General features: G+C 51.3%; 18 protein-coding genes. 8 read left to right on the forward strand and 10 right to left on the reverse strand.

The window, feature by feature from the left end; translation table 11 throughout:
- Window positions 1-19: 19 nt before the first annotated feature.
- Both AC6I7T_RS00455 and AC6I7T_RS00460 read left to right on the forward strand, forming a co-directional pair.
- Entirely contained in the window at window positions 20-2,455 is a 2,436-nt protein-coding gene (locus AC6I7T_RS00455) for an ABC transporter permease (protein WP_497788218.1), read from the forward strand.
- A 13-nt stretch (window positions 2,456-2,468) separates the two neighbouring features.
- On the forward strand, window positions 2,469-4,091 hold the full coding sequence (locus AC6I7T_RS00460) for an alpha/beta hydrolase-fold protein (RefSeq protein WP_497788219.1): 1,623 nt from the start codon (window positions 2,469-2,471) through the stop codon (window positions 4,089-4,091).
- A gap of 23 nt (window positions 4,092-4,114) precedes the next feature.
- Here AC6I7T_RS00460 and AC6I7T_RS00465 read toward each other — a convergent pair whose 3' ends face one another.
- Window positions 4,115-5,692 carry an acyl-CoA ligase (AMP-forming), exosortase A system-associated gene (locus AC6I7T_RS00465; protein ID WP_497788220.1) on the reverse strand — a complete coding sequence of 526 codons (1,578 nt, stop codon included), beginning with the start codon at window positions 5,690-5,692 and terminating at the stop codon, window positions 4,115-4,117.
- 908 nt (window positions 5,693-6,600) lie between these two features.
- Here AC6I7T_RS00465 and AC6I7T_RS00470 point away from each other — a divergent pair.
- From AC6I7T_RS00470 to AC6I7T_RS00485, 4 genes are all read left to right on the forward strand, one after another.
- Window positions 6,601-7,668: an IS481 family transposase gene (locus AC6I7T_RS00470; RefSeq protein WP_497788221.1), complete on the forward strand. Its 1,068-nt coding sequence runs from the start codon at window positions 6,601-6,603 to the stop codon at window positions 7,666-7,668.
- Between the two features lie 498 nt (window positions 7,669-8,166).
- Window positions 8,167-8,421, forward strand: a complete 255-nt coding sequence (locus AC6I7T_RS00475; protein WP_497788222.1) for a hypothetical protein — start codon at window positions 8,167-8,169, stop codon at window positions 8,419-8,421.
- Between the two features lie 103 nt (window positions 8,422-8,524).
- Entirely contained in the window at window positions 8,525-9,820 is a 1,296-nt protein-coding gene (gene ltrA, locus AC6I7T_RS00480) for a group II intron reverse transcriptase/maturase (RefSeq protein ID WP_497788223.1), read from the forward strand.
- A 159-nt stretch (window positions 9,821-9,979) separates the two neighbouring features.
- Entirely contained in the window at window positions 9,980-10,432 is a 453-nt protein-coding gene (locus AC6I7T_RS00485; protein ID WP_497788224.1) for a hypothetical protein, read from the forward strand.
- Between the two features lie 307 nt (window positions 10,433-10,739).
- On the opposite strand, the gene AC6I7T_RS00490 is transcribed toward AC6I7T_RS00485, so the two are convergent.
- From AC6I7T_RS00490 to AC6I7T_RS00515, 6 genes are all read right to left on the reverse strand, one after another.
- Window positions 10,740-11,435, reverse strand: a complete 696-nt coding sequence (locus AC6I7T_RS00490) for a hypothetical protein (RefSeq protein ID WP_497788225.1) — start codon at window positions 11,433-11,435, stop codon at window positions 10,740-10,742.
- Window positions 11,436-11,454: 19 nt separating this feature from the next.
- Window positions 11,455-11,643 (reverse strand): hypothetical protein, encoded by a 189-nt coding sequence (locus tag AC6I7T_RS00495; protein ID WP_497788226.1) that lies wholly within the window; start codon window positions 11,641-11,643, stop codon window positions 11,455-11,457.
- 30 nt (window positions 11,644-11,673) lie between these two features.
- Window positions 11,674-11,904, reverse strand: a complete 231-nt coding sequence (locus AC6I7T_RS00500; protein ID WP_497788227.1) for a hypothetical protein — start codon at window positions 11,902-11,904, stop codon at window positions 11,674-11,676.
- Window positions 11,897-12,439 carry an integrase core domain-containing protein gene (locus AC6I7T_RS00505; protein ID WP_497788228.1) on the reverse strand — a complete coding sequence of 181 codons (543 nt, stop codon included), beginning with the start codon at window positions 12,437-12,439 and terminating at the stop codon, window positions 11,897-11,899. Before AC6I7T_RS00505 ends, AC6I7T_RS00500 begins: the two co-directional genes overlap by 8 nt.
- A 70-nt stretch (window positions 12,440-12,509) precedes the next feature.
- Window positions 12,510-13,091 carry a helix-turn-helix domain-containing protein gene (locus AC6I7T_RS00510; protein WP_497788229.1) on the reverse strand — a complete coding sequence of 194 codons (582 nt, stop codon included), beginning with the start codon at window positions 13,089-13,091 and terminating at the stop codon, window positions 12,510-12,512.
- Window positions 13,092-13,630: 539 nt separating this feature from the next.
- Window positions 13,631-14,566, reverse strand: a complete 936-nt coding sequence (locus tag AC6I7T_RS00515) for a hypothetical protein (RefSeq protein ID WP_497788230.1) — start codon at window positions 14,564-14,566, stop codon at window positions 13,631-13,633.
- A 736-nt stretch (window positions 14,567-15,302) separates the two neighbouring features.
- On the opposite strand from AC6I7T_RS00515, the gene AC6I7T_RS00520 reads away from it, so the two are divergent.
- On the forward strand, window positions 15,303-15,605 hold the full coding sequence (locus tag AC6I7T_RS00520) for a hypothetical protein (RefSeq protein ID WP_497788231.1): 303 nt from the start codon (window positions 15,303-15,305) through the stop codon (window positions 15,603-15,605).
- Between the two features lie 13 nt (window positions 15,606-15,618).
- Here AC6I7T_RS00520 and AC6I7T_RS00525 read toward each other — a convergent pair whose 3' ends face one another.
- The gene (locus AC6I7T_RS00525) at window positions 15,619-17,649 is read right to left on the reverse strand and encodes an ABC transporter ATP-binding protein/permease (RefSeq protein ID WP_497788232.1); all 2,031 of its coding nucleotides are present in this window, start codon (window positions 17,647-17,649) and stop codon (window positions 15,619-15,621) included.
- Window positions 17,650-17,906: 257 nt separating this feature from the next.
- Window positions 17,907-18,161, reverse strand: coding sequence for a DUF6072 family protein (locus AC6I7T_RS00530; RefSeq protein WP_497788233.1), 255 nt, complete (start codon window positions 18,159-18,161; stop codon window positions 17,907-17,909).
- 423 nt (window positions 18,162-18,584) lie between these two features.
- Here AC6I7T_RS00530 and AC6I7T_RS00535 point away from each other — a divergent pair, with 423 nt between their 5' ends.
- Window positions 18,585-19,151: a shikimate kinase gene (locus AC6I7T_RS00535; RefSeq protein ID WP_497788234.1), complete on the forward strand. Its 567-nt coding sequence runs from the start codon at window positions 18,585-18,587 to the stop codon at window positions 19,149-19,151.
- A 228-nt stretch (window positions 19,152-19,379) separates the two neighbouring features.
- On the opposite strand, the gene AC6I7T_RS00540 is transcribed toward AC6I7T_RS00535, so the two are convergent.
- Window positions 19,380-19,958 (reverse strand): MbtH family NRPS accessory protein, encoded by a 579-nt coding sequence (locus tag AC6I7T_RS00540; protein WP_497788236.1) that lies wholly within the window; start codon window positions 19,956-19,958, stop codon window positions 19,380-19,382.
- Window positions 19,959-20,215 lie beyond the last annotated feature (257 nt).

A 20,215-nucleotide genomic window follows, 5' to 3' on the forward strand; every position in this document is an offset into this window, starting at 1 on the left:
CATCAGGGAAAGGAAAGTAATGAACTGGATACTGCGAGACATTCGGTATGAACTGCGTAGCTGGCAAAAGCATCCGGGATTTACGTTGATGCTGTTTCTTACCTTGGCGCTCGGAACTGGAGCCAACGCAGTAACCTTCAGTATTATAGACTCGCTATTGCTCCGGCCTCTTTCCTATTCGGATTCCAGGCAACTCATGTCGCTAGGAACTCTGAATCCCGAAGGTCCGTCCGATTCTGCTTCGTGGTTGAATTACAAAGACTGGAGAACGGAAGCTCAATCCTTTTCTGGAATGGCCGCCTATGATGAGCTGGAAATGGCGGTACAGCCCTCTTCGCAGGAACCGCTTCATCTAACCGTGGTGGAGACTACAGCCAATCTTTTTAGAGTTCTGGATGTTCATCCGATGCTTGGACGGGATTTCCAACCCGATGAAGATCAGGAGGGAAAACCTTGTGTGACGGTGCTGAGCGAAAGCTTTTGGAGAAATCAATTCCAGGCACGCACGACGGCGCTGGGTGAAAAGCTCAACCTCAATGGGACTCTTTGTACAGTGGTCGGTGTGATGTCGCAAGGATTTCTGTTGCCACCCCACGATCCTGCTCTGTGGTTTACCTTACATCCTGCACCGGCCATTCAAAATCGCTCAATTGATTTTCTGGAAGTGATTGGACGGCTCAAACCTTCTGTCACGGTTGATCAAGCGCAGAGGGAATTGCACCTTGTAGGAAAGAGGCTGGCGGCTGCTTACGAACAGGATAAGGACAAAGCTATCACTGTCATCCCTTACCAGACAAAAGTCACAAAAAAAGTCAGACCCGCCCTGCTCGCCCTGCAAGCCGCAGTTGCTATCCTACTTTTGATCACTTGTTCGAACGTGGCAAATTTGCAGTTGGTAAATGCCTTGTCGCGCCAGCGTGAATTTGCCATTCGATCTGCACTCGGTGCAAATAAATGGCGAATGACCAGGCAGCTCCTGATCGAGAAATTCGTCCTTTCTTTTCTAGCGACTGGTTTCGGCCTTGGATTGGCTTTCGGCGTGCTTTACCTTCTGCGAAGATTTGGTAGCGAAAGTATTTTCCGTATTCATGAAGTACAACTCCATCATGAGGTTTACCTAGTCATGTTCGGAGTTTCTGTACTAACCACGGTCACCTTCGGGCTTATCCCTGTGCTGCAGATCAACCAGCAGCGGATTGAGCCCGTTCTCAGAGAAAATGGGACGGCTTCGGCCGGTGGTCGTAACAGGCAGCTATCTCGAGATGTTCTCGTGATCAGCCAGTTGAGCTTGGCGGTCATTTTGCTGTCCACCTCCGGACTGCTGTTGCACTCGTTATTACGAATGTTGAACGAGGATCGCGGTTTTGTCTCAGAGCATATTTTGCGCCTACAGACCTCGCCGTCCGTCGCTGCGCATAGCACACGAGCTTTGGCGACTATGGTGTATAGCCCAGAGCTAAGTAAGATTCAGGAGATCCCAGGGGTCAAAGCAGCCGCGCTGGTTACCTACCTGCCGCTAAGCAAAGAAGCGGGTAACACTCATATAGGCTTCAGTATCTCCGGACATCCAGCACCTAATCCGGACAATCCTCCCTTGGCTCTCCTCAATGCAGTCAGTGAGGACTATTTTTCTGTGCTCCAGATTCCACTATTGCGTGGACGTTTTTTCAATCGTAGCGACATTCCCGATCATCCTGCCGTGGCCATTGTGAACGATTCGTTCGCGAAAAGATATCTGACGGGAGAGGATCCCATCGGCAAAGAACTGCAACTGAATGCTATTTCATTGACCATTGTAGGTGTCGTTCAGGATACCCGCCAGCAGGCGCTTTCTCAGCCTCCCGAGCCTGAAATTTACTTTTCATTTCGACAAGTACCTTCCAACACAATCTGGGAGGACATTCTGCTCAAGCAGCTTGTGAGTTATGTAACACGTACACAGGAAAATCCAGAAGCCTCCATCCGCGCGATACAATCGGTTATTCACGATGCTGATCCAAATCAGGCAGTCTATAACGCCACCAGCATGGACGATGTCATAGCCTCATCCACCAGCAATCGCCGTTTGGGTTTAGTCCTTGTGGCTACTCTCTCAGTGCTGGCTTTAGTTATCGCCTCAGCGGGAGTATATGCACTCCTGTCCTATGCTGTTGGCCAGCGTTCACGAGAGATCGCCGTCAGAATCGCAGTGGGTGCGACACGCAGCAATATGATTGGAATGATTGTCTGGAGAGCCATCGGATTATGTGGAATAAGCTTGGCGATCGGCATCGTTACAACAATCTGGTGCGGACGCTTTCTTACCTCCTTGCTTACGGGAATACAGCCTTGGGATTTTCCAGTAATGGCGGCGACGGTATTAGTTTTACTAGTGCTTACACTTTTAGCTTCTGTATATCCGGCGCTACACGCAGCTTCGATTAATCCTGTGCAGGCGCTGAAGCAGGAAGGATGAGGGGTATAGAGTAATGCGTGGACTCAGGATATTATTGTTCCCTGTATTTATTGTGTGTCTGGCCTGGCAATTATTTGAACCGGTGAAACTCCAGTCACAATCCACCCTCGGCTCTGCGCCAATTCGGTTTCGCATACATATTCTTCGTGGACTAGCGCAGCAGCCGGTCTCCGGGCGCCTGATTGTCTTTCTATCACCCGGAGCAAAATCACAGGGGGAACTTTCTCCTGGGTTCAGCTATCAGGCGGAGAGCGTCTGGTTTGCAGCTAAGGAGGTCTCTGGGCTAAAAGAAGATGAGATCGTTGAAGTGGATCCGGATGACCTCTCCTTTCCACGACCCATGTCTCATGCGCCATCAGGAGATTATCAGGCGATGGCCATTCTTGATCTGGAACATACCTTCGCTTATGGTCTATATGATGGAGCTCCTCCTGGTTCCTTGCGAACCCAGTTAATCTCACTTCCCCATCTTGATCCAGCCTATACTGTGCCCATCGACCTGCTTCTGAATACTCGGGTACCCCAACCTGAACTTTCTATTCCTAAATCGACTAAGTTGATTGACTTTGTCAGCCCTTCCTTATCTGCTTTCTGGGGAAGACCTATCCGTATGCGGGGTCTGGTTCTTCTTCCCCCTGGATATTGGAGAAATCCCAATCGTCTGTTTCCTACTGTCTACTGGACACATGGTTTTGGTGGAACGTTAGAGAGCATTGCAAAATATGTAGTGCCAACTTACAGCCAGCTTCTCTCCGCGGAAAAAGTTCCCGAGATGATCTATGTATTCCTTGACCAGAGTTGCTCCGGGGGAACCCACGAATTTGTCGATTCCGTGAATAATGGGCCTTGGGGAACTGCCCTTACTCAAGAATTAATTCCGAACCTGGAAGAAAAATATCGGATGGAGCGCAAACCTGAGAGTCGGTTGCTAACGGGCCACTCCTCGGGAGGATGGGCAGCTCTCTGGCTAATGGTAAACTACCCCAGGTTTTTCGGCGGAACCTGGGTCAGTGCACCTGATCCTCCAGACTTTCGTAATTTTCTCGGTTCCAACTTACAGGCTTCTCCATCTCCGAATTTCTACCGCAAAGCAGATGGTTCTCCCCAGATGCTGGTTCGAACGCAGGGGAAAGATACGATGACCCTGATGGATTATGCCCTCCAGGAACGGGTCGCTGGAGTTTACGGAGGACAGATAGCGTCTTTCGAATGGGTTTTCAGCCCTCGGGGGAAAGACGGCAAGCCACAACCTCTCTTCAACCGTGATAACGGAGTCATCGATAGCAGTGTTGCCAGAGAATGGGCGAAATATGATATTGCCGGGCTGATACGAAGAAACGCAACCAGACTCCGGCCCTTGTTGCAGGATAAAATCCATGTAGCTGTAGGAACTGCTGATGACTTTCACCTGGATGAGCCGGTGCGGTTACTAGATAGCACGCTGAAAGAGCTCGGCATCCGTGCTAAGTTTATTTATCTCGAAGGTCGCACTCACTTCAATTTGTATGAAGGAGGTATGGAGGAGACAATTGCGAAAGAAATGGAAGCAGTTACCCGCCCCCGAAGCTACCAACCTCGAGTGCTGGATAAGCAAGAAGACAAGAAACTATCCTCTCGGGTCATAACAAGGCAATGATAGATAGTTGTAATCAACAAACATTAAAGATTTTCCCGTCGGCGGAGGGTTGGATAATCAACTTTTCCGCTGCTGGTCTGGGGTAATTTATCAAGAACTTCGATCACCTTTGGGATCATGTAACGTGGCATTCGTTCAGAACAGTAAGCAAGCAGTCCCTTCGTATCGACGGTATTTCCGTTGAGAGGCAGGACAAAGGCTTTAACCGTCTGTCCCAATATCTTATCCGGGATCCCTATTACTGCCGCATGACGAATCATTCCACTCTGGAAGAGAATCTCTTCCACCTCGGTTGGGCTGATTCGGTAACCGGAACATTTGATCATTGTGTCACGGCGCCCCACATAATAAAGGAATCCATCACTATCTGTTTTTACTAGATCGCCGGAGTAACAGACACGTTCACAATCCCCCATCTCAGTAGGTAGGAGAGGATTGGGTTTGAGTACTTGATTTGTTGCTTCAGGATTGCCCCAATACCCCATTGATACCGTTGGCCCCCGATGTACCAATTCCCCCACCTCTCCTGGTGCGCAGAGCTGATTGTTCTCGTTTAAGACCAGAATTTCGGTATCTGGAATTGCCTTTCCCATCGAGGTCGGCCGACGATCGAGCTCCTCGGGTGGAAGATAAGTCGAGCGGAATGCCTCCGTCAGTCCATACATCAGATAGATCTCTGTTGTGCCCAGGCACTCCCGTAAAGAAGCCAGAACATTCAGAGGCATGGCTCCGCCGGTGTTGGTAATATATCGTAGATGAGGCAACGGCGTTGCTCTCAAAGTAGAGTGCTGCTGTACCAGAAGGCTCCAAAGTGTCGGGACTCCTGCCAGGCCGGTGATCTGCTCTTTGACCAAGGCAGAAACGATCTCTTTTGCCAGAGAAAAGTGGATAAGTACAAGAGTACTTCCCTGATGGAATGCGGTCATAAGCTGATTCATGCCCGCATCGAAGCTGAAGGGTAATACAGCCAATATGCGATCTTGATGAGTTATTTTGAGATAGGAAGACACAATGGCGCTGCCAGCCAGGATATTTGCATGACTTAGCATCACTCCTTTGGGTTTGCCAGTTGAACCTGAGGTGTAGAGAATAGCCGCAAGATCCTTCGAAACGCCAAAATCTCTCCATGATTTCGGTATGGGGCGACGAATAAGGTCACGAATTAGAAAGGACGAAACAGGAAGATGGGGGAGAGCTCCATTAGCAACAACGACGACAAAATGAAGAGAGGAGATTCTGGCTAATAGGGGAAGCAGATTGCGAAGCTTCTCTTCGCTTGTAACCAACGCCGTAATCTGACAGTCGAGAGCAATATGCAATACCTGTTCCGGAAATAGCATCGTATTTACCGGAACATAGACACCACCGGCTAACGAGATCGAGAAAATGGAGAGAACCTGGGAAATAGAGGCATCCAGATAGATTGCAACTCGCTGCCCCCTCTGGAGTCCAATGTCCCGAAGTGCTGAAGCCAAAGACAGAGTTTGCTGCCACACTTCCACAAATGTCAGTCGTTCGTTTCCATGGACCAGTGCCTCCTTGTCCGGATGACGAATGCTAGAAGCACGAAGCATATGATGGAGCAAAAAGTTATCGGTCATTCTCACTCCTTGTTATTGATATTTACCAGATGACAGATTTAGGGGTTATCTGATATCGCCTTGTACAAATACAAATAGGAAAGGAATAAAATCAAAAAGAATTCCAATTAGAACACAAGATACATGTTCTGTTTTCATGGGGCAAGGTGAAATTGTCTCTTATTATCATTGCGCAAACAAAAACTTGCACTTTGGTGGCCATTTCCTTGTGTTCTACGAATGAACATGAAGCAGATTGCTAAAGCCGTATTTCAGCCCACTCCAGAAGCCTCCACCGCCATTACGTGCATTCCACTCGAATCCACGCCTACAACTGCTCTAGAATGTCTGGTACAGCCGTGTCTCCTGATTCTGGTGCTACATCAGGTCTCAACGTAAGCCATCTCGTGATTTTAGTCCCTGTTTGACCATTCTCCCGCTGTAAGATAACGACCATTGATTTCAGCGGATGCATAGGCTTGTTTAGTGAGATCAACTACAAACAGGTTGCACTTCCACGTATTGCATCCGATAAACCCATTTTCTTACCATAGGCCGAATCCGGGCCGGTTTTCGTGCTTCTTTGCTGTATTCGCGATATTCGCACGGACCTGTTCCTTTGCCTGTTGGGTCGCTAATATTCCCGGCGGCGCAAGTTTAAATGCACTTGTTCATCACCAGAGCCATTTCTCTGGAGGCGGGTTTTGGAGTGTCTTGTACTCGAACTTCGCGCCATATGTTGCGTACCAGTGCTGCCACTGAGAGATGATGTTTTCCTGTACATCAGTCGGAGCGATGTAGCTTCGGTCCCGTGACATCCAATAGCCGAAAAAAGTCAGTGGTACGAACCGGGCAGATCGGTAACAGATTAAACCGGGGACATAGGTAACACTTTCAGTTCGGACATCGAGGGCATGTAGAAAGCAAGAATGCCCTGGAAAGTGAGCGATGTTTTGGACGAAAGGACCCGATTTGTAATGGAGTATGGGCGCGGTTTTCACACGATGGCGGAGTTGTGCAGGGAGTATGGGATTGCACGCAAGACCGGCTATATCTGGATGCAACGCTATGCGGAGCAAGGAGTGGAAGGACTGCAGGATCGCCCCCGAGCACCGCGTTGGCATCCGAACCAAACGCCGGAGGAAATAGAGCAAAGGGTGCTGGCCTTGCGCGGGCAGCATCCGCGCTGGGGCCCCAAGAAGTTGCGCGGTTACCTAGAGCAACGACATCCGGAACTAAGGTGGCCTGCGCTAAGTACCATAGGCGAACTGCTAAAGCGAGAAGGATTGACTATCCGGCAACGTCGGCGGCGCCGTGCTCCAGCGTACACACAACCGATGCAGGAGGCCATCCGACCGAATCGGGTTTGGTGCGCGGATTTCAAGGGATGGTTTCGAACCAGCGATGGCGATCGGATTGATCCGCTGACCCTAGCGGACGCTTGTAGTCGGTATCTGTTGCGCTGCCAAATCGTGGAGCGGACGAACACGGAGCAAGTGCGGGCGATTTTAGAGGCGGCATTCCTGGAATACGGATTACCGCAGGTTTTGCACACAGACAATGGAGCGCCCTTTGGCAGTTGTGGACTAGCGGGCCTCACGCAGCTATCGGTGTATTTGATCAGACTCGGAATCGTGCCGGAGCGAAGTCGTCCGGGACACCCGCAGGACAACGGTAGACACGAACGAATGCACCGCACCTTGAAAGCGGAAACGGCTCGGCCGCCAGCGGCCAATCGACGAGCCCAACAACGCGCTTTTGATCGTTTTCGGCGAGAATACAACGAAGAACGCCCGCATAAAGCGCTAGGACAAAAGATGCCATCTTCCTGTTACTTGGTTTCGGAGCGCGAATATCCACGCCGTTTACCTGAACCGGAGTACGACAGTAGCTGGCAAATACGCCGTGTAAAGGAGAAAGGTAATTTCTCCTGGAAACATCAGCCGTGTGCCGAACATGTTCAACAGCTAAGAGGTGAAAGTCCTCAACCAACCTGATGGAGGTGAAGGTTAGCGAAGCGCAGGTGCGTAGCCGTGAGGCTGGGTGCAAAGGAAGCGTGGAGCAAAAGCGCGAGTCGATGAACAAGAACCGGATAGAGAGGCCTGAGTGTCGGGCGAGTAGGCGGCTAGCTGCGAAGCCCATATCCATCAAGGGCACGGAGGGTAGATTCGGCGACAGTGCGGGGAAAGCGGTTGAACTTACCTCGGGAGATCTGTGCTGTGTTCCGGAAACGGGACTGAGAGAGTCGTAAGGCTATCTGATCGCAGTGCAGAAGTCAGCAGAGGGCATAGTGTGCGCTGAGCAGCGCATTGTTCAGGAGGGTTGAAGTCCCTCTGGCGCCCAGATGAGGGGAACCATATCCGAAAGCGGGAGTAACGACTCGCTGGCCGCAGTGCGAGTTTGGCACTGCGGAGGGCAGGGTGTCCATCGCGAGGTGGAATCCGAAGGGCATGAGGAGAAGTACCGGGCCGTAATCGATGGGGGCTGCCCCGCCGATGAACCGGTCGGCCAAAGGTGGGACAAGGTCGAGCCTGCACTATGGAGGCGAAGGCGTTCTCATTCACCCACCGCACCAAGGTGTTTGCGGACGGCACGGTATGGAAGAACAGTGCGTGACCTCAGGAGGACTGGCAGGGTCTCCGGGCGGCACCGGAGTAAGCGGACCTATAAGCGTGAGCGAAATGGCGAGCGATGCACTGTCAGTAGTCGGACGGCTGAAAAGTACCAGAAGCATGGCGAAAGCCATGTGACCGGGCAACCGGCGACAGAAATGGGTCGGGGAAGGCAGCCGACGAAGATGGCTGGGCAGAGAAAGAAGACCAGTGAGTAAGGGCGGGGAGGAGGATCAGTTCCATGAGTGAAAAACCCGTACATCCGCGTCCGAGGAGACTGGTGGACTGGATCAACCCGGCGGGAGCAAAGAAGGTCCATTCATTAATCGACAAGGTATACAAGCGGAAGAACCTGGAGATGGCCTGGGAGAGAGTAAAAGCCAACCGGGGCAGCGGAGGAGTCGATGGACAAACTCTGAAGGATTTCGATGAGCAACTGGGCCAGAATCTGGGCCGGTTACAAAGCGAACTGAAAGAGGGGCTTTATCAACCGCAACCTGTGCGGCAGGTGCAAATCCCAAAGATGGGCAAACCGGGAGAGTTTCGGGTGCTCGGCATTCCGACGATCTATGATCGCGTATGCCAGCAAGCGCTGCTCAATCGGCTGCAGCCGATCTTCGAGCTGGTATTCGATGACGCCAATTATGGATACCGGCAAGGGCGAACGACGAAAGACGCCTTGCGCAAAGTCTGGAAAGAGATCGACAGTGGCAGCGAGTGGATCGTGGATGCGGACCTGAAAGACTTTTTTGGGTCGGTGGACCATGAGAAACTCCTGACCCTTGTAGCCCAACAGATAGCTGATGGCGGTGTGCTGCGTCTCATCGCGGCAATGCTCAAGGCCGGAAGCTATGGGAAAGGGCGGTTCTTTCCAACCGAGCGCGGGACTCCTCAAGGCGGGGTGGCTTCACCCTTGCTCAGCAACATCCTCCTGACACCGTTTGATCGGGAGATGCGGCACAAGGGATATCAGCTGACGAGGTACGCGGACGACTGGGTGATCACCTGCAAGTCTGCGGCAGAGGCGCGAGCAGCCATCGACGCTGCGCGTCGCATCCTGAAACAACTGGGGGTGGAACTGCATCCGCAAAAGACACGGATCGTTCACGTCCAGTATGGCTTCGAGTTCCTCGGCTACATGATCAAGCGTGGGAAGAGGCTCTATCTTCCTGCGGCTAAGATCCGTAGTCAGGTTCGCTCGGGTGGGCTGTATGCCTATCCGCGCGAGAAATCGATCCGGCGTTTCAAGGATGAGGTGCGGCAGCGCACGAAGCGGCGCGCACCTCTGGCGACTGAGCAGTTGATCGAAGCGCTGAACCCGCTCTTGCGAGGTTGGGGCGAGTATTACAAGCGAGCCCACGTCCGAAAACTCTTCAACCAACTTGACCGATGGATCGTGCGACGCATCTGGTCGCATCGATTCAGGCGCTGGCGCAACTGTGGTTGGAAGCAACTGCCGGAGTCGGTGCTCTATGGCCAGTTTGGGCTGGTAAATCTGATCGGATTGATTCCTTCTCTTGCGTCCTCGACTCGTTGAGTCTTCGTGAAAGCCGTGTGCGGGAAAACTGCATGCACGGTTTGAGCGGCGGACGGTGGCCAGCATCGAGGCAGCTCGATGCGCCACCTCCGACCCGACAGCCGTAAGGCGAAGGCCCCAACGGTCCCCGAAAGGGGGTAAAGGAGCGGCAAGTAGGACGTGAGTCTCAGAGGCGACAAGCGGCAGAAGAACCAGCTACAGATGTTACTGGCCTTCACTCGCGGAGGGAAGGGTGAAGCCCTGAGGTCCGAAGAGGAAGGGACCGAGTCGTCACTGGCGAGCAGCGAAACCGAAAGCCCTGCTAAGTGGACAGCCATCACTGATGACTGCCACTTAGCACAACCGCCGAACCGCCGTGTACGAGACCCGTACGCACGGTGGTGTGGGAGGGGCGAATGGGTGACCGTTCCCCCTATCCCGATTGTCTATCTGACTCACGCGTTAGCTGGCGAAGATGTAGGTTTGGAACCGATTGACGATCGTTATTGGCTTGTCCACTTTGGCAAACTTCCGGTCGGTCGCTTTGACAGCCACGACTTACGTGTACTAGCTAGCGCTACCCAGAACGCGACATACGCAGGCGAAAAACTAAGAGCTATGGAAATGACGTGACAGAGGGAAGGGAGGAAAAGCAAAAACAGCTTTTCCTCCCTTCCCTCTGCCCCTTGGAAATCTCGCCAAAGGAAGGCGAGATTCCCCCCATTCCCACAGCTCCGATGGCGGCTGCTATTATCTTCTCGGAAACAACTTTTCATCAAAATCCGGACATCGATAGTGTTACCGATCTGCCCGGTTCAATGTGTTACCTATGTCCCCGTTCGTACACAGGTTTCATTCGTTATGGTGAAAAGTCAACCAGTATTTACGATTTTTCTCCGCTTCGGAGTTTCTGAAAACATGCTTACTCTGGGCACAGAAGTCAATGTCTCCCGTCATATATCGGGAGTCCGCGGATCATCCATAAAACATACTCCATCGAAGGTTTGTCTGCTTTTGCAGGCTCGTCAGAATCAGGAATGAGATGGAGACCAGCGATCAATAGCTCCGTGCTGGCTCGCGGGTTAGATGTCAACTGCTTTACATCCGCTATATCGTCGTTTCCATGCGCTCCGAGACGAGCCACCCTCTGGGCAAGCGTAACCTGCTCCGTTGTTTGTTCTTGCTGAGCCAGACCAGACAGCGCTATTAACACGGTAAATAATAGAGATAATGCGAACTTATTTATCAATGAATGTCCTATCTTCACGCGGTACATCGCAGCATCCATGTTGACGTTCCACACTCGTTGTTCAATCGGGTTGTCTGAGGTAGTCGCCTTCTTTACGTTGCTATTCCGATCAGAAATATCCATGGTGTTTTGACGGGCATCCTGAGATTGCTGAGTGGAAGTCTGGTTCCAGGTAAAGGAATCGTAAGGGCTTTTCTTCTTGGGATCGGCATTCGCAGCTCTCTGGGGAGCAAGGCCAACAGTTTCACCATATCGACTTCTGCCTTTTATTCCTGCTGTTGGGCCTACTGCAACGGCCCTCCCCGCAACCTGGCTCAGTCTTTCGGAACTCAATTCGCCACGTTGCGGCGCGCCAGCTTTGCCACCTTTTGCACTTTCAGATGGCATGGGAGCGCTAAACATTATCTCAATGCCCAGTTGTTGTCTTGATGGCAAAATCCTTCATCGAGAGCTTGATTCGCTTTTCTGAAGTGAAGTCGGACGTCACGATGACCTCACCCTGCAAGTCAAGAGGCATATCGGACGGTGCATCTTCCTCGACTTGAACAACCATAAAGTTTCGGAGAAAGTCCTTGTCCATAGCTGCCGCGCCCACGTCTATCGATCCTTTGATGACAGTATTCCACTACGGATCATTGTCCACCGAGGTATTACACCCGATGGGCAGGTTTGGCAATGCTGCGATCCTTCTTGAGCGGACGTGAACTTCGAATCCGACAATGCGCTCATTCTTTGAAAGCTGCAACATCGGAACCGAAATAGAAACAATTTGGCACTGGGCTCTCACGCCACTGAAAAGAACTCGTACAGCGAGCGAGATGAGGAGGTAAAGCCTATTCAGCGATTTGTTATTCATTGGGCACCTTCACTGTCACTTGAACTACTCCAGCCCTGCAGCCTCCAACCAGTTTTGTAAAAGCAGTTAGGGTCAAGTCGATGATTCGACTGGGATGTGGCTCAAGCGGATGAACTGCTCGACTGTTGGAATCAACCTTGAATGGCCCTCTGTCATTAACTACAACAGAGATCGTAGTGGTAACGATTTTGCCGCTCTTGTCTGTGGTTGTATACGCCACTGTGACAGTTTGGCCCAGCTTTGCCTTTTCGCCGGTCATCCAAGGTTGAAGATTAACATCGAGATAAAGTCGAAGCAAAAACAGCCGCAACAGCTGTGGGAATTGGGGGAATCTCGCCGGGTTTAGGAGAGATTCCCGCGGACGCTGCTCGTCGTATTCCTTGCTCGACCGATCAAAGACCCGTTGCTGGGCGCGGCGATTTGCCGCTGGATGACACACCATCTCCGCTTTCAAGGTGCGATGCATTCGCTCATGTCGTCCGTTTTGCTCCGGATGTCCTGACAGGCTTCTTCCCGGCTGAATCCCCAATTTCATCCAGGACATCGACAGTCGCGATAAACCGGCGATGGCCGTGCTGGCAAGGGTGCTCCGATATTGGTATGGATTACCAGTGGCAATCCATATTCGCGACAAGCAACGATAAAGTTTGACAGCGCAGCAAGTAGCGACTGGATGCATCCGTAATGGTTAACGGATCATTGTGCTCTCCGTCTTGAGTCCGAAACCATCCTTTAAAATCGGCACACCAGACTTGATTTGCCTCTTCGACGTTATGAAATGGCCGAGTGTACGGAGGGGTTTTACGCCGTGGCTTGCGAGGAGGACTACTCAACCCTTCCCGTCGCAATAGCTCTCCAATCGTGCTTAACGCTGGCCTGCGAATTGCTTTTCGGCTGGATAGATAAGCTCGTAGCTTTTTCGGTCCCCAGCTGGGATGTTCTCGCCGCAGCTTTAAAATCTGTTCCTCCACTGCTGCTGCGGTTTGATTCGGATGGCATTTTGCCCCGCACGGACGATCCTGTAATCCCCGGGAGCCTTCTTCTAAATACCGCTTCAACCTGCTATATCCGGTCTTGCGGGCAGTCCCATAGTGTCGGCACAACTCTGCCATCGTCCACAGTCCACTCTGCTGGTCGTAGATAAACCGCATCCTTTCGTCCACTACATCTGTCTCTTTCCTGGGCATTCCTTCTAGTACTGCCCTTTTATCTGAACGAAAGTGTTACCTACTTGCCCGGTTCGCACCCTCCGCACAATCGGTAAGGCCGCAAACGGCATCGGTGTCGCGCCGATTCAGGTGGCATATAGGAACCTGAATTGGATACTGCTTTTGATGAGCATATCAATCTAGCGATTCGCGATACACGAAGGCGAGGCCCGCACTGCAGGAGTGCTAAGCAACCTCTCTCTACTTTACAGGGAAAGAGCTGAGTGGATGTCCAGCGACATTGGAGGCAATAGTGAAACAATGAGAGTATCGAAGATATGGGAGTCGCGGGGCATGAAACCCCTTCTTCTATGCCTCAATCTCCTCAAATCTTGACAACCGTTCATTGTCTCCCCGTTATGACACCGACCGTCTCGGGAACATGCACAAATACGGATCCTGTTATCGAACGGCGTGGAAGTGACAAATGTGGCAGATTTTCATGTCGCGCTCATCTCGTGTCGTCCTCGCTCTATTTGTCAACAAATATCCAAGCCTCGGGGAGCATCGAGAAAACCTCATCCCCCGTTCTTCACATAACATTCGTGGATCGCTTCGTCCGGTGCAGTTGACCACTTGGATTTCAGCAGCTCCTGCTCGCTCAGTTTGTGTAACTTGAATTCAATTGTTCCATCCGAATTTACTACTCCTTGCAGATATCCATAGATCATCGTTTCGGAGCTGTCGTCTGCCCCTTGCGGCAGGGGGTAGCGGTGCGCTCCCGCCGTGCCGATGATGATCCCTGGGACAAACTGTTTCGAGTATTGATACCAATACAAGGTGCGATAGATGTTGGGAGAATAGTAGTGAGAGTGACTTGCCAGGAGGTACACTCGTTTCCCTGCAGCCTGAGCATCATAAAACCATTGATATACGACCTCCCCTGTCTGTGAGCCACGAGGCCAGTCATCCATCGCATGTATCACTCCCGTAGAATGTGGCAGTGCTTCATGTGCACCCATCACGATTGTCGTAATTCCCGATTTTGGCGATAGATCGTAGTCAAGTACAGAACGTAGCCAATGGAGTTGCTGAGTTGTGAACTCGTCCATATCCGCATTGTCCATATTGATAAAGTCAACGCCATTGTGGGTCCAGTGATACCACGGCTCCACCGATGACGCATCAACATTATGTCCCGCGTCGATCTTGCGTTGCATAGCTATCTCCGGACGATCAAGGAGAGCGTAAAACTTCTTTATATAATCCTCTCGCGTCCTGTCCGGCAGAGTTTCGTGATTTCCCCTACCGATGAACACTGGAAGACTTCCAAATGCGGCTATCTGGTGAACTAGAAAATCATCCCAAGCACGCTTGAGATAATCGTCAATGGGCGCCGGCCCCCCATCCATCGCCGTCATGTCCTGATCTTCACTCTGCATTTTGCGAAAATCGCCAAGGTGCCAATAGAATTCGTCCTTTTCAGCTTTTACGTCAGCAGCAATCGCAGGCATAACAAAATCGCCACAATCGCGACTGTCCCCGGAGACAGCGAAAGTCCATGTAGATTTGGAAGTTTGCGCGCTGGCCATTGTGGGAAGTAACACTGCCAGCGCAAGGAACAACAAAGGGCTTTGAGAAAGCTTCTGCTGGAGCATTGCGAGAGTATACAGTGGATACTCATAAGCGCAACCAGAAAAACATCGCTTTTATGTTATCTCTTATGATCTGACACCATGTTTATTCGCTTTCGCAAAACAGTTACCGTAACCTTTACCCACCCGTCCTCACCAGGGCACCGACTAGAGCTTGTTATTAACTTCAATGAAGCAAGCAGCCATGACAAGGTCTACCGAAACCGAGGCAGAAGAAGGAAAATGTACTGAGAAACTGAAGCGACGAACGACAAAGATATCAGGATAATCCCCAGCTCCCCGACTCGTGGCAAAATGAGCCCCCACTGCATTTCCCCACGATACAAGCACGTTAGGGGCTCCAGTGTTGCCAGCCTTGAGCATGAAGCCATGCCTTGCAGCCCCCACCTTGTCCGGCTCATTTTTGCCGCCAACTCTGGCTACCTATAGTTACTAACAGACATCAGAAAGAAGATCGGCACCATTACTATCTCTTTTCTCAATACGAAGCACAGTATCTTAGTGATGTATTGAGGGATTTCTTCTTAGCGAGTAACGTTCCTAAAGGCAAAAATGAACGAACAACAACCGCTGCACCCAGTCAGGAGAAATATTTATGAAACGAGTAACTAAACGTGTTTTGTCCGGCATCGAAGCGCAACAGTTCAAGGCAATCGCCGCGACAATTCAGAAACGGATGGGTATCACACTGCCGGAGCGGAGCGGATCCGTTGAAGCACATGGCTTCAGAATTCACCTTCATTATGACAGTGCTGCAGAGTTGCTTACCCTCGAACTCATGGAAAAGCCATGGTATGTTCCCGAGTCGTTGATTGAACAAAAGATCGATGAATGGCTTACGAGTCACCCATATCCAGGGACTGACTTCCGGTCAAACCCGCGCGAGCCTGAACTATGAAGGCAGCGAACGGTTAACTATCAGAACTATCCGAACTGCCATTCTGCAACATCCAAAGAGAAGCATACAGTCCTCCCTTATGGATCAACTCATCATGAGTGCCTCGTTCACAGATTCTACCGCTTTCAAGAACAACGATCTCGTCTGCTCGACGTATCGTAGAAAGACGGTGAGCCACTACGATCATGGTCCTTCCCTCCGCAGCTTTGCGAACCGAGCCTTGCACCATTCGCTCGGTCTCGTAGTCTAGATGTGAGGTGGCCTCGTCAAGGGCAAGGACAGGAGCGTTCTTAAGAAGGGCACGAGCAATCGCGACTCGTTGACGTTGTCCTCCTGACAGCCGCTTGCCCTGCTCCCCGACATCTGAATCGATTCCGCGGGGAAGGTCCGCAAGGAAACTACTCGCGCCGGAGTTATCAAGAGCATCTTCGAGTTGAACGGACGACGAGGTAGGCAACCCATAGAGGACGTTATCTTTCACACTGCCCTCGAATAGATAACCATCCTGTCCAACGACCCCGATTGTTCTACGAAGATCCTGAAGATTGAGCTCCCTAATATCCTTTCCATTCAAAAGAACAGAACCTTCCTCCACATCATAGTGCCGCAACAGCAGTCGAATGAGAGTGCTCTTGCCAGATCCGGTAGGTCCGACAATAGCAAGCATCTGTCCGGGTCTTATCCTAAATGAGACATTCTCAAGAACTCGGATACCTGGATTGTAACCAAATGTGACCCGATCGAATTCAACCTCACACTCTGCAGTTTCAGGAGGTAACCGCAAGGAGCCGTTCACAATGCTGGGTTGTATTTCCATAATCCGCAGAATATTTTCAGACGCTCGGAGCGCAGCGTGATACTGCCGAAGTACGCTCTGAAGACGCGTTAGCGAACTCATGAGATTTGGGAACCAATAAAGAACATGAAGGGTTTTGTCGGGAAGCACCTCTCCTGAAAGAACGAGCGTTCCTGCAAAACCTATGGCAATCGAGAAACCTGCACCGAAGATTCCCTGAATAGCCTGGTATTGCATTGATGATGCGGACTCAGCACTGACTGAGGTTTCATCCAGAGCCCTTCCGTCCGCCGCCAGCCTCCGGGCCTCATTCTCTTCCGCAGTGAAGTTCTTAACATCAATAATTCCTCCAAGACTATTTCCCAGCCGCTGATTAAAAGCCTTCGCGCTATTGCTAGCCGCCGCCATGCGTTTAGTAACAAGCGGCCCAAGGCCCCATACCGCGAACAGGACAAACGGCACAGGGACAAGAGAGAGCCCGAACAGGCTAGGCGCAATCCACAGCAACATTCCACCGGCCCATATAATACTAATGACCGCCTCCGCCAGTTCGTCTCCCACGGCCTCGATAAAGCGCCCAATGGTAGCGACATCGCCAATGACCAGATTCATGAGACGACCGGTACCTTCACGGTCGAAAAAGGCGACATCCAAATGCTGGAGATGGTGCAGAAGAGGTTCACGAATTCCCTCTTCTGTGCTGCGCGCCAACCTCGCCCAGGCAACAGTAGAGAAATGATCAATAACGCTCGAAGCAGCAACGAGAACCACCAGCCAGGCGGTCATGACTCCAATGCCAGGTCCTGCCACCGCAGTGACACCGACAGAACTTAATGCGGCATTGATGGTCGAAATTAACAGAACACGTCGCGATACGGTTACGATTTGACCGACAACTGAAAGCGCCGCGGCAATACCAGCTTGCCCAAGTTGAGGAGATGACTTAAAAATGCGGAGAAGAGCGTTCCTGCTCGATTTTGGTCCGGAGTCCGGCAGCTTATGTAACAGAATTGAGTGAAGATTGATCTGAATCAGCCGTCCACAGGAGAGCTTGCGGCTAACTTCAAAGCGAATTAAGACTCTTCCGGTGTTTGGATTAGCCCGCACAAAGAGAATCCCTTCTTCCGCCAGGAGGGCTTTCTCTAAGGCTACCGCGACACCACTATTCCAAACTAATCCTTCAACATCCCAACGCTCGCGCCCTGGGATTGATGATCGAAGTTGTATTTGGGAACTGGTCGAGATCAAACGCTATGGCTCCTAAAACCGGTTCGGTCCCCCACAGCTGTTGTACCGAATCCTCAATACTCAATGCCTTTACGAAAGGGCTTGGTCGGACTCTTCTATCCTGCGAAACCAAGACCGGCGCTCTTACAAGCATGGCTGATGTGTCTGCTGCGAGAGGAACACAGCAGACACATTTCCCCTCTACCTTTGCAGAAGCTTTCGAACGTAATGGTGCAAACAGCGTCAGACATCAGCATAAGCCAGCATCACATGACGAACTATCGGCCGATAAACTGCTGATGCAAATGCTTGCCTGAAACTGACACAGAAAAGGAGTTGGCTGCAATGTATGCCCATCCAACCGGACCAAGCAGAGCTCGTGCGATGAACGCTGCAACAATGTGAGTGGCAGCCCCTTTCACATTGCCATCCAAAAGCAGACTCGCACCAGGCACCACTAATGCTTCGCCGGCTACTTTAACACCATTATTGAGTACCGGTGCACCGCTTACAGTCGGGGTCTCGGTTTCCATATTAATTTCTCCTTGTTGAGTTTAGACAGTCTCCATCACGGGAGGGTTGGTTTCTTTATCATCTATCTGTCAAATAAGTTCTATCTCCGGCGCTCGGGACTTAAAAGTCCGTCCTTCGCACCACCTTCTTCGTCGCTAAGTCATCCGAAGCTCCGGATTTCTCAGACATCTACCCATCCACGCTTCTTGGGAAGCTAGCATGTATTCATCGGGCACGCAAGAAGTTTTAATCATTTATTCTTTTTTAGCGACGATAGCATTATGGCCTGAAACTTCAGTGCTCATGTTAGTAACTTTATGGGCGTCATCCAGCAGACGCGCAATAACTGTTGTTACGTCATCTTTTTCTGTGGTCCCATTCGGGCCAGTGCGATTGTGCTACATTCTGGATCGACACATTCCCGATGCGTGAGGGCAAAACTCATGGTAATCATCCTCATAGGTCCCATGAAGGTCGGAAAGAGCACCGTCGCCCGACTGCTCGCGGAAAGACTTGGCGTTGAGCGCAGTGGGCTTGATAAACAGCGATGGAAGTATTTTGCGGAGCTCGGCTACGATGAAGATCGAGCTCGCAACCTGGCCGAAACGGAAGGACTACAAAGTGCTTTGCGCTATTGGAAACCATTCGAAGTCCATGCTGTGGAGCGTCACCTTGCAGATGCACGTGATTGCATTGTCGATTTCGGAGCTGGGTATTCCGTACAGGATGATCCCGTTCTGTATGACCGTATTCGGACAGCGTTGGCCCCGTTTGCCAATGTCGTACTCTTGCAGCCAAGCCCCGATCTTGAGGAATCCATTGCCTTTCTGGCGCAACGAGTCGGCCCTCAATTAGAAGAAATCAATGCGCACTATATACGCCATTCTGCGAATCGCGAGTTGGCCCGGGCGACAATCTATACAATTGACAAAACTCCGCAACAGATCTGCGAAGAAGTGCTGCAAGTCTTCGGCTGTCCCCCCGCCGAAACTTCGAAGATGCGGACTTGAAAAGCCCTGAATTGGAGGCGCTATGCCCCTTTGCTGCACTCTAGAGCAAAAGCAGCGCTACTATGTCCTATCCCAATTCGGCGATGTGCAGGTTTTCTGATAAGAAACAAACCTGCGCTTCCGCGATCCGGGGTCGGTTTTACCAATGCCAGACTTGATGGAAAACCTGCGTAGGGAGTCGAGGTTCGAGATGCACCTACGCTGGTTTTGCTCTAGCTTTCAGGACATCTAGGAGCTCTCCTGTATCCGGCCCACTCCTTCCAGTGATTCCACAGCTACCTCTGCAACTAGCCGTACTGGCCGAAAATTCATAGTGAGGTCTCCAACGAGGTGCACAGTCCCTTTCCTCTGCGTAAAGTCCACCCTACTCATATCGCTAGCCTTAGCGTCGAGCTTAACCCTGAGCTCTGTGCCGCCACGCGTATCGGTAAACTTAAGATTGACGTATCCAGCCCGGACACGATCGAGAAAGTCCTCCGCAGATCCTCCCGTCGCACAAATGGGATGCTCGCCCTGCGACAGATACGTGACGAGATCATCCCGCGAATCTTCCGACCGATCCTCCCGGGATAGCCTTTGGTCTCTCTCATTCTCGGTCGCATTCTCCATCTTTTGCCGCAGACTCAAAGGACGCATGTCAGTCCACACTTCCTCGATGTAGCTCAAACACTCCTGCTTCGTTCCACTCTTCCCCATCTCTTGCCAACCGGGTGGACATTCTCGTCCTTCCGGCCAAATGGAATATTGTTCTTCGTGATTTCTAGCTACCTTATAGAAAGTCTTTTCCTCGACCTCTTGCTCTGCCATTGGGCATGAACTCCTTCACAGCTTGTTATAGGGTCCCCTTCGGGAAGCAGCATGGTAAGACCGAAGGCAGCACGGATTCTAGCACAAGTCTCCACTGCTTCACCCGAAGCATATTCTGTTTCTACAGCCCCCAGACATTGAACATCTTGCCCTAGCGACTTCCACCGGAGAAACACGATAACTACAACAAATATTTCCAGCTTCCAGCTTTACGAAATGTCGATGGATACGCTAGGATTCAGTCTCGAAGGTTTCGT

Source organism: Humiphilus diazotrophicus, from assembly GCF_059726315.1.